At 52.9% G+C, this 13948-nt stretch carries 14 protein-coding genes; 8 read left to right on the top strand and 6 right to left on the bottom strand.

All coding sequences use genetic code 11. The annotated features are described in order from the left end of the window. Positions 1 to 67: 67 nt before the first annotated feature. Positions 68 to 601: a glyoxalase superfamily protein gene (locus tag AC6CHM_RS06155; RefSeq protein WP_498172395.1), complete on the top strand. Its 534-nt coding sequence runs from the start codon at positions 68 to 70 to the stop codon at positions 599 to 601. A 1-nt stretch (position 602) separates the two neighbouring features. Here AC6CHM_RS06155 and AC6CHM_RS06150 read toward each other — a convergent pair whose 3' ends face one another. Beyond that, a complete protein-coding gene (locus AC6CHM_RS06150) occupies positions 603 to 1073 on the bottom strand; it encodes an Lrp/AsnC family transcriptional regulator (RefSeq protein ID WP_115052576.1) in 471 nt (156 codons plus the stop codon). A 145-nt stretch (positions 1074 to 1218) separates the two neighbouring features. Here AC6CHM_RS06150 and AC6CHM_RS06145 point away from each other — a divergent pair, with 145 nt between their 5' ends. From AC6CHM_RS06145 to AC6CHM_RS06120, 6 genes are all read left to right on the top strand, one after another. Further along, positions 1219 to 2130 (top strand): DMT family transporter, encoded by a 912-nt coding sequence (locus AC6CHM_RS06145; RefSeq protein WP_498172394.1) that lies wholly within the window; start codon positions 1219 to 1221, stop codon positions 2128 to 2130. A gap of 40 nt (positions 2131 to 2170) precedes the next feature. Beyond that, a complete protein-coding gene (locus AC6CHM_RS06140; RefSeq protein WP_336439798.1) occupies positions 2171 to 3058 on the top strand; it encodes a dienelactone hydrolase family protein in 888 nt (295 codons plus the stop codon). A gap of 109 nt (positions 3059 to 3167) precedes the next feature. Further along, on the top strand, positions 3168 to 4121 hold the full coding sequence (locus AC6CHM_RS06135) for a hypothetical protein (protein ID WP_115052579.1): 954 nt from the start codon (positions 3168 to 3170) through the stop codon (positions 4119 to 4121). A gap of 8 nt (positions 4122 to 4129) precedes the next feature. Continuing rightward, complete coding sequence (locus AC6CHM_RS06130) at positions 4130 to 4513, top strand: DUF2185 domain-containing protein (RefSeq protein ID WP_498172392.1); 384 nt, start codon at positions 4130 to 4132, stop codon at positions 4511 to 4513. A 120-nt stretch (positions 4514 to 4633) separates the two neighbouring features. Then, positions 4634 to 6043 carry an FAD-binding oxidoreductase gene (locus AC6CHM_RS06125; RefSeq protein WP_115052581.1) on the top strand — a complete coding sequence of 470 codons (1410 nt, stop codon included), beginning with the start codon at positions 4634 to 4636 and terminating at the stop codon, positions 6041 to 6043. Between the two features lie 103 nt (positions 6044 to 6146). Next, the gene (locus AC6CHM_RS06120) at positions 6147 to 9863 is read left to right on the top strand and encodes an AsmA family protein (protein ID WP_498172391.1); all 3717 of its coding nucleotides are present in this window, start codon (positions 6147 to 6149) and stop codon (positions 9861 to 9863) included. A gap of 3 nt (positions 9864 to 9866) precedes the next feature. Here the strand turns inward: AC6CHM_RS06120 and AC6CHM_RS06115 are convergent, their stop codons facing one another. From AC6CHM_RS06115 to AC6CHM_RS06095, 5 genes are all read right to left on the bottom strand, one after another. Continuing rightward, positions 9867 to 10352, bottom strand: coding sequence for a VOC family protein (locus AC6CHM_RS06115; protein ID WP_115053247.1), 486 nt, complete (start codon positions 10350 to 10352; stop codon positions 9867 to 9869). A 74-nt stretch (positions 10353 to 10426) separates the two neighbouring features. After that, a complete protein-coding gene (locus tag AC6CHM_RS06110; protein ID WP_115052583.1) occupies positions 10427 to 10660 on the bottom strand; it encodes a ribbon-helix-helix domain-containing protein in 234 nt (77 codons plus the stop codon). Next, complete coding sequence (locus AC6CHM_RS06105; protein ID WP_115052584.1) at positions 10657 to 10848, bottom strand: DUF4169 family protein; 192 nt, start codon at positions 10846 to 10848, stop codon at positions 10657 to 10659. The genes AC6CHM_RS06110 and AC6CHM_RS06105 overlap by 4 nt, the downstream gene beginning before the upstream one ends. Positions 10849 to 10856: 8 nt before the next feature. After that, a complete protein-coding gene (locus AC6CHM_RS06100) occupies positions 10857 to 11450 on the bottom strand; it encodes an SspB family protein (RefSeq protein ID WP_336439802.1) in 594 nt (197 codons plus the stop codon). A gap of 270 nt (positions 11451 to 11720) precedes the next feature. Continuing rightward, positions 11721 to 12428 carry a TetR/AcrR family transcriptional regulator gene (locus tag AC6CHM_RS06095; RefSeq protein ID WP_498172389.1) on the bottom strand — a complete coding sequence of 236 codons (708 nt, stop codon included), beginning with the start codon at positions 12426 to 12428 and terminating at the stop codon, positions 11721 to 11723. A 306-nt stretch (positions 12429 to 12734) separates the two neighbouring features. On the opposite strand from AC6CHM_RS06095, the gene AC6CHM_RS06090 reads away from it, so the two are divergent. Continuing rightward, on the top strand, positions 12735 to 13940 hold the full coding sequence (locus AC6CHM_RS06090) for a Bcr/CflA family efflux MFS transporter (RefSeq protein WP_115052587.1): 1206 nt from the start codon (positions 12735 to 12737) through the stop codon (positions 13938 to 13940). Positions 13941 to 13948 lie beyond the last annotated feature (8 nt).

The following is a 13948-nucleotide window of genomic DNA, read 5'->3' as shown; positions in this document are numbered from 1 at the left end:
TGAAAGGTGAACTGGTCGGCAATGCGAGCACTGACTTTCCAGATTCACCGACGACGAAGGAATGATTATGCGTACTTTCAATGACGCCAAGGCTATTGCCAAATCGCTGCGCAACGCTCTGGACGAAAAGAATATCAAAATTTCTCACGGTGAGGGGCTTGAACTCGTCGCAGCCGGTTTCGGTTTCGATAGTTGGAATGTGCTTGCGGCCAAAATTGCCGATGAACCAGCCGCGAAAGAAGGTATCTCGTTCGGACCTGCCAATCCCATCCTCCGTATCTTTGATGTTTCTAAAGCCCGGGAATTCTATCTCGATTTTCTTGGCTTCACGCTCGATTGGGAGCATCGGTTTGGAGACAATTTTCCGCTTTATTGTCAGGTATCACGTTCCGATCTGACACTGCATCTTAGCGAGCATTCAGGTGATGCCAGCCCCGGCGCGCGGGTCTATGTCCGCATGACAGGCATTGAGGCTTTCCATAAGGAACTGCATTCCCAAGACTACCGTTTCATGAAACCTGGTCTTGAAGAAGCACCCTGGGGACGAGAAGTCACCGTTACTGACCCGTTCAGCAATCGGATTACCTTCTGCGAATCCTGATTCAGCGCTGCGGTAGTTTCAAGGGACTGTTGGTCTTGATTGTGCGAATGGCAAAGTTTGAGCGAATGTCCGATATGCCGGGCAGGACCAGCAGTTTTTCCGTAAGAAACCGCTCATAGGCGGAAAGGTCTTCCACCACCACCTCAGCAAGAAAATCCGCGGTTCCTGAAATAAGGAACGCGCCGGTCACTTCCGGCATGGCGATCAAAGCCGCTTGCTGAAGTTCGGAGTTTGCCTTGCTGTGCTGTCCCACCTTTATTTCCACGAAGACGGTCAGTCCAAGCCCGACTTCCTTGCGATCAATATCGGCGCGGTAACCTCGAATGACGCCGGACTTTTCCAGATTTCGGATGCGCCGCAGGCAAGGAGAAGGTGACAGATTCACCTTTTCTGCAATCTCGACATTTGTGGCCCGTGCATCACCTTGCAGTGCCTCAAGAATACCAATATCGAATTTATCAAGATTTGGCATATTCTGCCTTTAACAAGGTTAAATCTTATCGAAAGTAGCTGAAATCATAGGCTAAGTGGCATCAACTTGCAAGGACATGCCAGAGGCATTCGCTCTATATTACTCCCATGGAAACACATTCAGACTAATCTGAAAGGATATTTCAATGGTTGCGATCTCACCCGAAATCAACAAATCTGCCTCTCTGGCTCCCGGTTATGCCGGCGCTTTGGTTACGGTCTTCATCTGGGCAACGTGGATCATTGCCACCCGCCATTCCAGCGGTACGCATCTTGGTACTATCGATCTTGGGCTCATTCGTTACGGTCTTCCCGCGCTGGTGCTGGCGCCGGTCTGGCTGAAGACGGGCTTGCTGCCCCGCAATGTTCCCTTGGCGTTGCTCGCAATCATGGTTTGTGGCGCGGGCGTATTGTTCTTCCAGATCACCACCTTCGCCATTCATTCGACGCCCGCCGCCGCCGTAGGCGTGCTGCTCGGCGGTTCAATGCCCCTTGCAGCCGCACTGATCGGGGTTGTCCTGTTCGGCGAACGCCCGGATGCTGCACGCTGGCTTGGCCTTGCTGCCATTGTTGCCGGGCTTGCCATTCTGCTGACGCTAGCCATCGGCAGCCATCAGATTTCATGGATGAGCTTTGTGTTTCTGCCATTCGGCGCATTGCTATGGGCTGGTTATACCCACGCTTTCAAGCGTTCAGGTCTGACTGCTCTACAGGGTGGCGCTTTGATTGCTGTCTGGTCATTCATCATCCATCTGGTGCTGGCTGCTTTTTTCGGCACAACGATCATGGATGTACCGCTGTCTGAAATCGGCTTGCAGTTTTTGAGCCAGGGTGTGCTCTCCGGGCTGGCTGCTATGCTTGCCTACGGAATAGCCGTTCGCTCGCTTGGTGGCAGTCAGGCTGCCGCGTTCAGCGCGCTCACTCCGGTGCTTGCTGCTGTGGGTGGCTCCATCTTCCTTGACGAGGCGCTCGGTGTCTGGGAAATTGCGGCAGCAATTATCACGGGACTTGGTGTTGCTCTTTCTACCGGCATCCTGTCGCATCGTGTCAGGACTTGATTGGAGGAGGGCGGCTCATTTCCTCTAAAAGGATTGTAAAATGAGCGAACCAACAAAGCATCCGAATATTACACAGGCGATGGTCGACGCGTTTGATGAGTATACTCACCTGACGCTCGACCGCCGCTCTTTCATGGACAAGCTCACAAAGCTTGCAGGTTCGGGCGCTGCTGCGGCAGTTATTGCTCCCATGCTCGCAGCAAATTCTGCTCAGGCTGCAATCATCTCACCGGAAGACAAACGGCTCTTCACCAAAGATCTCGTATTTGCAGGGCCTTCCGGCGATATCAAGGCCTATCTGGCTGTTCCTGCCGATGCGTCTGGTAAGCTTCCAGCAGTTGTCGTCATCCACGAGAATCGCGGGTTAAACGGCCATATTCGCGACGTTGCCCGGCGTATGGCCCTTGAAGGTTTTGTGGCAATGGCGCCGGATCTTCTGTCATCAGCGGGCGGGACGCCCGAGGACGAGGAAAAAGCCCGTGGCATGATAAGCGCGCTCGATTCAAAAACCGCGATTGCAGAGGGCGTCGCCTCTCTGGACTATCTTGCCAAAATCAAATCATCGAATGGCAAGGTTGGCGCTGTTGGTTTCTGCTGGGGAGGTGGCATGGTCAACGATCTTGCTGTCAATGCGCCACAGCTTGGGGCAGGCGTAGCCTATTATGGTCGTCAGCCAAAATCGGAAGACGTGGCAAAGATCAAAGCCCCCCTGCTTTTGCAATATGCGGGTCTCGATTCACGGATTAATGCCGGAATTGAGGATTACAGGAAAGCGCTTGAAGCCAATGGAAAGACCTTTGAGATTCATGTCTATGAAGGTGCGAACCATGCTTTTAACAACGACACTTCTGCTGCGCGCTACGACAAGAAGACTGCCGATCTTGCATGGAGCCGCACGGTTGAGTTTTTCAAGAAGAATTTGAGCTGAGAGCAATTCAACGCAGCTGTACGAATGGTCGACCGGACTTGCGAAACCAATCGCTTGCCGGATCGTTCTGTGCTTACTATTTGTGCGTTAATAAAACAGGATTTGATAAATGCAGTTTGTTGGACGGGTCTTCGGCCTCTTGTTTGTTTTGTTGGTGATCGCCCAACCCGGATTTGCGCAAGAAGCGGTTTTTCCAAGTGGATCAGGTATTGGCTTGGTTCCGCCAGCCGGTTTGGTACCATCTTCCAGTTTCAGCGGTTTCGAAGACCCAGCCAAGGGCACATCTATCGTCGTGACCGAACTTCCCGTTGATGCCTATGCCACAATCGCTGCGGGGTTTAATCGGGAAGGCCTACTGGCTACGGGTATAGAAACCATATCCGGGCCTGAGGAATGGTCGGTGCAGGGCGCTGTTGTTTCAAAACTGATCCGCGCCAGTCAGGTTGCAGCTGGCGTCAAATATCGCAAGTGGATTGTGCTTGTCGGTGCCGAAAGCACAACTGCAATGGTGACGGTCCAGATACCGGACGGTGCCAAAGGTGCGTTGTCGGATGCCGATGTGGAAAAAGCTCTGCGCACGTTGGTTGTTCGCGCGCCCGCAAGCTTGCCGGACCAGATTGCGTCTTTGCCCTTCAAAGTTGCAGATACGTCCGGTTTTCGTCCCGTGCGTGTTATTGCCGGAGCCACCTTGCTTTTGACCGAGGGGCCGAATGATGTTGCCATCAACTCGATGCAACCAATGGTGATTATTGCTTCAAACCTGAATACAGCGCCTGAGGCCGCCACGCGGCTGGAGTTTTCGAAAAAGGCCTTCGCATCGCTAACCGGAATCAAGGATGTCCAGTCCGATAACGAGACAAGCAGCGAGGTCGATGGCGCGGAATGGATCGAAATCGATGGAACAGCGACAGATTCCGCCAGCGGCGATGCGCTTTACGTGGCCCAGATCGCGCGGTTTGAAACCAATCGCTATGTGCGCGCCATCCTCATCGTCAATGCTACGGAAAAGAGCAAATATGCCGACCGCTTCCGGAAGCTAGCCAAGTCCATGACGATCAACTAAAATCGGCTATGGATAAAAGTTACCGACTCACCAAGGAAGAAATACGGCCACTGATACGCAATTATGGTGGTTGCATTGCGACTGACACGATAACGATTGACGGCTATCCAGTGCGTTTCATGTATCGCGAAGATCCTGATAATGATCTTGATAGCGGTTGGCGCTTCCTCTCCGGCTTTGAGAGCGACGACTATATGGAAGATCCCGAGAATAGTGGCATCTTCGACGTTAATACCATCGCAAACTATGATCCGAGTATTATTCCTCTTCTGGATTCGCCCGTTGGCAGTGTTTTTGAAAAAACTGGTGAGCAGGAACGCTTCGTTGCAGTAACCGACTGGTCACCTGGTGAAGACGATGATGATGATGATGATGATGACGACGAAGATTAAGGCGCGGAAGAACTGACGCCTGCGGCCTTTCGTGTAACGCAGAGTTACAACTAGACAAGGCCCGTGTATTGCCTAAAAATACCATTCTGAAGAGAATCCAACAAAAGGCTGGAAACTGGAATGGCATTGGCAGACGCAGGTGCATTGCTGCGCAACGAAAACGGTATTGCAACCGTAGTATCCATCCTCAAAAAGCGCTTCGGCGATAATGCCCAAGGCGGAAAATCCATTCGCGAGCAGCACGCCCATACCACAAGCTATGTGCCTAATCAGGCACCTGATCTGGTTGTATTTGCCGAGTCTATCGAAGACGTGCAGGAGGTCGTCCGCCTCTGCGGCGAATGGCAGGTGCCTGTTATCGCATTTGGAACTGGAACTTCGCTCGAAGGCCAGGTGAATGCGCCGGCCGGTGGCATATCAATCGATCTTTCGCGGATGAACCGTATTCTCAAAGTCTATAATGACGATTTGAATGTCGTTATAGAGCCGGGCGTCACACGCAAGGAGTTGAACGAATATCTGCGTGATACTGGTCTGTTCTTTCCTATTGATCCTGGTGCAAATGCGAGCCTTGGGGGCATGGCTGCAACCCGCGCGTCAGGAACAAACGCTGTCCGCTACGGTACGATGCGGGAAAATGTCTTGGCTCTTAAGGCCGTGATGCCGGACGGCAGGCTTATTACAACGTCGAAGCGGGTGAAAAAGACTTCGGCGGGTTACGATCTGACGAGGCTTTTGATTGGTTCTGAGGGAACGCTTGGTATTATCGTTGAGCTGACGTTGAAATTATACGGCATCCCACAGGCCATTTCGGGCGGCATTTGCGCTTTTCCTGATCTGGAAAGCGCCTGCAATACGGTTATTGAGACGATCCAGATGGGCATTCCCGTTGCGCGCATCGAACTTGTCAATGAGCTCGAAATGACGGCAATGATTGCCTACTCCAAGCTGGATTATGATCCTGCGCCTTATCTGTTCCTAGAGTTTCACGGCAGCGAGACGAGTGTGGCGGAGCAGGCGGAGTTGTTCGGAGAGATTGCAGCTGCCAATGGCGGCGGCGAATTCAAGTGGACTGCCAATGTTGAGGAGCGGGAAAAACTTTGGGCCGCCCGGCATAATTCCTACTTTGCCTGCATGACATTGGCGCCCGGCAAGCAATCGCTGTCCACTGATGTCTGCGTGCCAATTTCTCGTCTGGCCGAATGCATCGTCGAAACCGAAAAGGATATTGAGAAGAGCGGCTTGATTGCACCTATCGTCGGTCATGCTGGTGATGGCAATTTCCATGTTCTTGTGCTTTTCGATGAGAAGAATCCAGCTGAAATCGAAAATGTGGAGGCATTTGTGGAGCGCCTCAATCTTCGTGCTATCGCGATGGATGGAACGTGCACCGGCGAACATGGGATCGGGCAGGGGAAGATAAAATTTCTTCGCGCTGAACTCGGCGGTGCCGTTGATGTCATGGAAACGATCAAGCGGGCTATCGATCCGGGGAATATCATGAATCCCGGCAAGATCTTACGCCTTTAGGTTCGCATTTTGATTCCGGGTGTTAAAGCATGGTGTAAGCATTGCAAATCGCGCATAGAAACGGTCATGTCTCGGCACTGCCATAAAGTCGTTTCTATGGTGATTGGCGCGAACCTATCGGAGTAAGACACTGGCACGTTTGTTTGTTTTCATCGGTGGATTGTTGGTACTGCTGCTGACCGCAGCGCTGGTTGTGCCATATTTCGTCGACTGGGCCGGCTATCGCTCTTCGTTCGAACGTGAAGCATCCACATTGCTTGGCCGTCCCGTGACTGTTGCCGGAAGCGCGAGTGCGCGGCTTTTGCCGTTCCCATCCGTTACCTTTTCGGATGTTCGTGTCGGTGACCCGGGCGTTGAACCGGTAATGACCATCGAGAAATTCTCCATGGATGCCGAGCTTGCTCCCTTTCTGCGCGGTGAGATTCTCATATTTGACATGCGGCTGGAAAAACCGGCTGCGACAGTGCGGATAAGTGAAGGGGGCGTAGTCGATTGGGCAATCCGGCCGCGCACTCCTTTCCAGAAAACGCAGGTCAAGCTGGAGAATTTGCGGATCAACAGTGGTTCGCTGATCATTCGCGATGCTTCGACGGGGACAACGCGCTCAATCTCCGATTTGAATGCCACCATGTCTGCTGACGATCTTTCCGGGCCATGGAAATTCGACGGGAACTTGTTCTTCAACGGCAAAAAAATCTCCGTTTCCTCTTCGACCGGCGCATTGAAACCGGACGGATCGTTGCAAATGCACGCGCGTGTCATTCCGGACAATATTCCGGCTGCGATGGAAACGGACGGCCAGATAACGCTCGATCAGGGTGCGTTGAAATATGCCGGCCGCATCGACATTCGTTCTCGCGACGAAGTCGCTGATAAATCAGAAGGAAAAGCAGGATCGGCAGACAAGCCGCTGCTCTCCAGTCTTCGCCTGTCCGGACAATTTGAAGCCGATCATGCCAGGATAACCATACCGGAGTTTCATATGGAGCAGGGGCCGGTGGCGGACCCCTATGTGGTCAATGGCAACGCCCATTTTGACTATGGCGATAATCCGCGATTTGAGGTGAAAGCCGATGGTCAGCAAGTAACATTCGGCAATCAGGAGGCAGAGCAGGCAAACGCCAAAGCAAACCCTGAAACCGCGGCTCAGCGCCTTGGTATATTCCGGCGTTTGATGGATCAGCTTCCTGTGCCGACCATGCCCGGAAGAATAGATTTGAAACTGCCTGCTATCGTTGCCGGCGATACGACAATTCGTTCGGTAACGATTGATGCAGCACCCGCAGCCGGTAATTGGGTAATAAATCAGCTCAAGGCGGAATTGCCAGGACGTACGCAATTTGAAGCAAAAGGCGTCTTGCAGGTTGGCGATAATTTCGGCTTCGATGGCAAATTGCTTGTCGCATCGCGCCAACCTTCCGGACTTGCCGTCTGGCTGACAAACACAGTGGACGATTCCATTCGCCGTATTCGCGGTGCCGGTTTCTCCGGCGATGTGAGTCTGCATGATGAATTGCAGAAGGTCGATAATCTTGAGCTTGCGCTCGGCGGTGCCTCGTTGAAGGGAACGCTGGTTCGTAGCGCCAAGGGCGATTCACTGCCGCTGACGCAATTGAAACTGGAAGGCGGGGCGCTCGATGCAGATGCGCTGGAGGCTTTCGCGGCATTGTTCAGCAGCAATGCATCAAATGGCAGTTCCGCAATATTAAACGGGCAGGACCTTGATGTTGACCTGAAAGCGGGACCGGTCGCCCATGGCGGATTTGTCGCTGAAACGGTGGATACGGCGTTCCGTCTGCGGGAAGGTGTGTTCGATATTGATCGCCTGACTATTGGCAGTGTCGCTGGCACCACGATCACCGCCACCGGCAAGCTGGAGCCCTTCAAGACGGAGCCATCAGGGTCGGTTGACGCAACATTGCTGTCGGATGACATGGCGCCCTTTGTCGATGCGCTTGCACAGCGTTTCCCGGACTTCCCGTTTCTCGTTGCCATGAAGGAGCGGTCATCACGCTTCCCAGGTCTTTTCGAGGATACGCAGATGAGTGTCCTCGCCAATACGCTGCATGGAAAGTCTGGAACAAATGAGTTTTCCTTGAGTGCCGCGGGAAAGTCGGGTGGGATGAACATCACTCTTTCCGGCACAAGCACCATGAATGAGGAGCAATTGCGCACACTCGAACTGACCATGAATGCGCGTACCGATCATGCCGAAGGGCTGATGGCCTTTATTGGCTTGCCAGCATTGCCGCTTGGTCTTGCCGGAGAGTTGGAAGCCGATATCGCCCTTAAAGGAAACCAGAATGCCGGATTTCAGACGCAGCTCGCTTTGAAAGCGCCGGACGGTCGCGCATTACTGGATGGTAGTTTCCGCTATGCGGATGGTAGCCTGAACGGGGAGGGACGGGCATCGCTCAAGAGCAGCGATATCGATGCCTATCTCGCAACGGCAGGCTATTCGGTGCCAGGCTTCGGGAACGGCACGCCGATTGATGCAGCCAGCAGCTTTTCCCTTAACAATGGCAAACTCATGCTGCCCGATCTGAGCGGGCAGGTGAACGACACAAAAATTGGAGGGCACATCGGCTTCGTGCTCGACAATGGCGTGCCAAATGCGCAAGGCGATCTCACGCTCGCTCAGATTAATCTTGATGCCGTCACGCAATTTGTTCTTGGCACAGGCAGTACGGATGGCGATGGCAAGTCGCAGTGGCCGCAACAACCATTTCTTGCCAGCCCGCTTTTCCCGATGGGCTTTGACCTCAAATTGCGCGCAGAAACTGCCGATACGGGGATTATAGGCGAGATAGGCAATTTTCAAACCAGTGCTACGCTGAAAGACGGTGCTTTGCGCCTTGATGATGTCAAGGGTAACCTTTTCGGCGGCAAATTGGCTGGCATGTTCGAGCTTCGCAATACAAGCGGTACCGGCTTGGCGACGGGCCAGTTCACGCTTGATCAAGCGGGCATTGACGAACTCTATCAGCCGGAAACGGGTATTGCTGCTGTTCAAGGCAAGGCAAAAATTTCGGCGTCCGTCAATGCAACGGGCACGTCGATGGCAGAATTGGTCAAATCCATCGCTGGCTCTGGAGTCGTGGCGGTAAGCGATCTTACGATCAACGCGCTTAATCCGGCAGCGTTGGTGCCGATTTTGGCGGATGTCGACGCCATGGAAGGGCCCGTTACAACCGCCACCATCGATGCGATCATTGGTAAATATCTGAATGCCGGAGCGTTGAAGGCAACTGCCTCTGAAATTCCCTATACGATTGCTGGAGGAGTGGCGCGCACATCGACATTCCAGTTAAACAATGGGGATGCCCGGCTTTTTGCTGATTTGCGGATAAATTTCCCGGAAATGATGGTGGCTTCCCAAGGCAAACTGACATTTGAGCCCGGAAAGACCGTTGTCGTCGGTGCTGACCCCGTAGTCGAGTTTACGCTGGATGGCCCATGGCATGGCCCTGCGGTCACCTTTAATCGCCAACCGCTTGAGCAGTTCCTGACCCAGCGCGCGCTGGAGCGCGAGCAGCAGCGGGTGGAAACACTGCAGGCATCGCTGGTGGAAAAGCAGCGTTTGCGCCGCGAGACGCAATTGTTTCAGGCGCTTGCGGAAGAGCGGGTGAGGGTCGCGCGCCTCAAGGTTGAGCAGGAAGCGCGCGAGGCGGCGGAAAGAAAAGCGGCCGAGGAAGCAGCGCGCAAAGCTCTTGAGAATCCACCTGCCGCCCCTCCGCCAGCGCAGCCGCAAGGCGCCATTGACCGGCAGTCGCTCGATGAGTTTTTGCAAACCATCGAGCCGAATGCCGTTCCGCAGTGATCTTTACTCGCCCCTAAAAGCCGCTTCCAGCTTGCTGATGTCGAGCTTGTGCATTTGCAGGAGTGCTCCCAAAAGGCGGTCAACCTTTGTCTGGTCCTTGTCTTGCATCATTTGACCAAGCACCGAAGGCACGATCTGCCATGACAGGCCAAACTTGTCCTTTACCCAGCCGCATGGGCCGATTTCACCGCCATTTGCAGTTAACTTCTCGGTGAGCTCATCTATTTCAGCCTGGGATCCGCAATCGATTATAAGAGAGATGGCCTCGTTGAATTTGAATTCCGGACCGCCATTCAGTGCCAGATATTCCTGACCGGCGATTTCAAATCGAGCGGTCAGCAAAGACCCTTCCGGTCCCATGCCGCCTTTGCCCCAATAGCTCTTTTCCAGAATCTTTCCATTTTCAAAGATGGAAAAATAGAACTCCATCGCTTCTTCGGCATTGCCTTCGAACCACAAGCATGGAGTAATTTTTTGTTTGATTGGCATGTCATTCCCTTTCATTACAATTTGAACTGCCTGAAAGACGAAGGAAGACTGACCAATCCTACATGATGCCGGAATTATTTTTGCGTAGACATGCCGCCACTTTGCACCCAAGCCAATACGTATAATCGCAATGCGGATGAAAGGCTGGAGTCGCGATCCCGATCTTTGTCGACCTGTGCGATAAGTGCCGCCAGCGTCATTTGGCGGGTTTGTGCAATGGAGGTGATAATTTCATAAAAGGGATCTTCGAGCGAAAAGCTGGTGCGGTGCCCGTGAATTGTCACCGAGCGCTTCTGGACAAGACTCACTTGTCGTCCAAGGGCTTTTCCAGCCGGCTATCGTCCAAAAACCGCTCTGCTTTAGCGGTTAATGCAGTTTCGAACTTCTTCTCAGTCTTGGTGCGCCCGAACAAGATGCGGTTCTGAGCCGCAACCTGTTCTTCAGCATCTTTGGCTTTGCGTTTCCTGACCTGCCGCAGGTTGACGATTTCGGCCATGGAGGTCGTTATTTCTTCTTGCGGAAGGAGTCGAGCGATACCACCGAAGCAGAAGCTTTCTCGCCATTATCGTCTGAGCTTGCATCGGCTGCCGCTTCCGACTTTCCGGATGGCTTGGCCGGTTTCTTGGCGGATTTTGCCGGAGGCTTTGGCTTGGCGCTGGTCGAAGCGAGCTTGGGACCGTCAGCAATGTCGGTTGGCGCTATGCTGGTGATACCTTGGTCATTGTCGCCAACGGTTTCTTCAACCTCCACATCGAACTCCAGCTCGAAGTTTACAGAAGGGTCATAGAAACCGCGAATCGCGGAGAATGGCACGACGAGTTTCTCCGGCACATCGCCAAACGATAGGCCGACTTCAAGATGGGTGTCTGTGACCTGCATGTCCCAGAATTGATGTTGAAGGACAATCGTCATCTGTTCCGGATATTTTTCGTGAAGCCGCGTCGAAATACGCACGCCGGGTGCGCCGGTCAAAAAGGTGACGAAAAAATGATGGTTGCCCGGCAGGCCTGCTTTGGCAACTTCGCCTAGCACTTTACGGATAACGCCGCGAAGCGCTTCCTGGGCAAGTATATCGTAACGGATCATATCTTGTGGCATGCACTCTTATCCCATGGATTCCCCCCTGCCTGTCAAGCGGAGATAGAAATCGTATCCGACCATTATGGCGCATCGCTAATGCATTTGCGACCGATTGTCAGCAATGGGTGCAAATATATCCAGCAAACAGGATATCGATGTCTGTGAAGCGCATTATCAAGAGTATTTGCGGCAAATTTTACAGCGGCTTGGCGTCAGACAACCAAGGACCACAATAAATGAGCAAATTGTACTTTGCTGGTAGACGCTTTCGCAATTCAAATGTGGAAGTCAGCTGACAGCCATCAGGACAGGAGCCGGTTGGCTGCTGGTTTCCTGTACACGCGGACCATAGGCTCGCAAGAAAGTTTCAACGGCATTTTTGGCAGCGGTCTGCAGTTCTTCTTCTGTCGGTTTGCCACCAAACAGATAAATCATTTGAAGATCGGCATTCACCAGCGCCAGAAATTGGCGGGCGGCAAGGTCAAAATCATCGATTCGCAATGCACCCTTGTGGGCGAGCTTTGCAAACAGCGCGCCAAGCGTCGTGCTTATTTTGCATGGACCGTGCTGGCGCCATCCTTCGAACAAATGCGGATATCTCTCGCCCTCGGACTGGACAAGCCTGCGTAGGAACTTTCCGTCATCGTTGCACAGGCAATTTTTTGTCAGCCTTATGGCGAAATCGGCCAAATCTTGTTGCAGATGATCGGGCTTGTCGGGAAAGGTCGAAAGTGTAGAGAAAAGCGTGGCGTTTGCCCGCTCCATAACATCTTCGATCACTGCGACAAACAGCGTTTCTTTTTCGCGGTAGTGGTTATATATTGTCTGGCGCGAGACGCATGCTTCAATGGCAATTTCATCAATACTGGCTCCGGAAAAGCCTTCCCGGCAAAAAACATTTGCTGCGGCATTCAGAATAGACACACGTTTTGAACATTGACCGCGTTGTGTGGGACCGGTGTCTTTGCGTGCAGTTGATGGTCGGCTTAAAGCCATCGCGTGATTTTTCATAGGCCCAAGATAATGCGTCTTGACGTGTTAGACAATAGTGTCTAATTTTACACCTGTGTCCAAATATATTGACGCAGTATTTTCCATGAGCGCCATGCTCCTCCCAAGCAGACGCCTTCATGTTTAGCGCAGTGCCCAAAACCGGATTTCTGGCTGTCCGGGGGTAGCTGCGAAGAAATTTCGGATAGGGCAGGGTGTTTCATCAAATTGAGACGGCCCTGCTCTATCAAGACCGTTCAATTCGTAAATGCAACGCGCTCCTGTGCCGCGATTGCTTGAAAGAGCATCACCATGAAGTCCTCCTTCCTACGTTATGCAATCATCCTTGGATTGCTGTCGGCCATCGGTCCTTTTGCGATCGATATGTATTTGCCTGCGCTTCCATTCATCGGTGCCGATCTGGCGGCGGGTGAAAATGCCGTGCAAATGAGTCTTTTGGCCTTTTTCCTGTCCTTTGCCCTCTTCCAGATCGTCTATGGTCCGCTCTCGGATATGTGGGGTCGCAAGCTACCTCTCTATATGGGGATCGGTCTGTTTACGGTAGCCAGCATTGGCTGCGCCCTGGCAACAAATATTGAGACGCTGGTCGCATTCCGCTTCCTGCAGGGAATTGGCGGTGCAGCAGGTATGGTCATTCCACGCGCTGTTGTACGTGATATGCATACTGGTGTTCAGGCCGCCCGCCTTATGTCGCTGCTGATGCTGGTGTTCAGCATTTCTCCTATTCTAGCGCCGTTGACAGGCAGTGCGGTTATTCACTTTTTTGGATGGCGCGGCGTATTCTGGGCCGTAATGATTGCCGCCCTTATCGGTCTGGTTTTGCTGTCAACACAGCTTGAAGAAACCCGGCCAAAGGAAGCGCGTGCGGAAAGTAGCTTGCGCAGTGCGCTTACTGCTTACGGAATTCTGCTGCGTGATCGCAACTTTATGGTCTTGTCGATGATTGGCGGTTTTGGCATTGCGAGCTTCCTCGTCTATCTTGCCAATTCGCCTTTTGTCTTGATTGACCACTACGGCCTGACACCAACGCAATATAGTATTGCTTTCTCGATCAACGCGGTTTCGTTTTTCACCGTGTCGCAATTGACCGGTTGGCTTGGCAGTCGCTTTGGTCTGGTGCGTGTCATGCGTATGGCAGTTACGGGCTTTGGCATAACATTGGCCGCCATGGTTGTTGTCATGGGCGCCGGCTTTGATCAATTGCCGGTTCTGGCTGCATTCCTCTTTGTCGGCTATGGCTTCCTCGGCCTTGTTATCCCGACAACCGGTGTTCTTGCATTGGAAGAGCACGGAGAAATTGCCGGTTCCGCGTCGGCTCTGTTGGGTACTTTGCAGTTCGTGATATCGATCATCGCCATGATTGTTGCGGCGCTTTTCTTTACAGGCAAGCCACTGCCGATGGCCGCCGGTATTGCCATGTGCGCCGTGATAGCTTTCGCCGTCACACAACTGACGATCGGCCGCCGTCCTGTTGAAGTCGGTGCTGCTGCCGAGTAATTCTGAGT

The sequence above is a fragment of the Phyllobacterium sp. GQ127 genome, assembly GCF_059758635.1.
The sequence above is the reverse complement of the archived record's forward strand: the minus strand, read 5'-3'. Positions and strand labels throughout refer to the sequence as shown.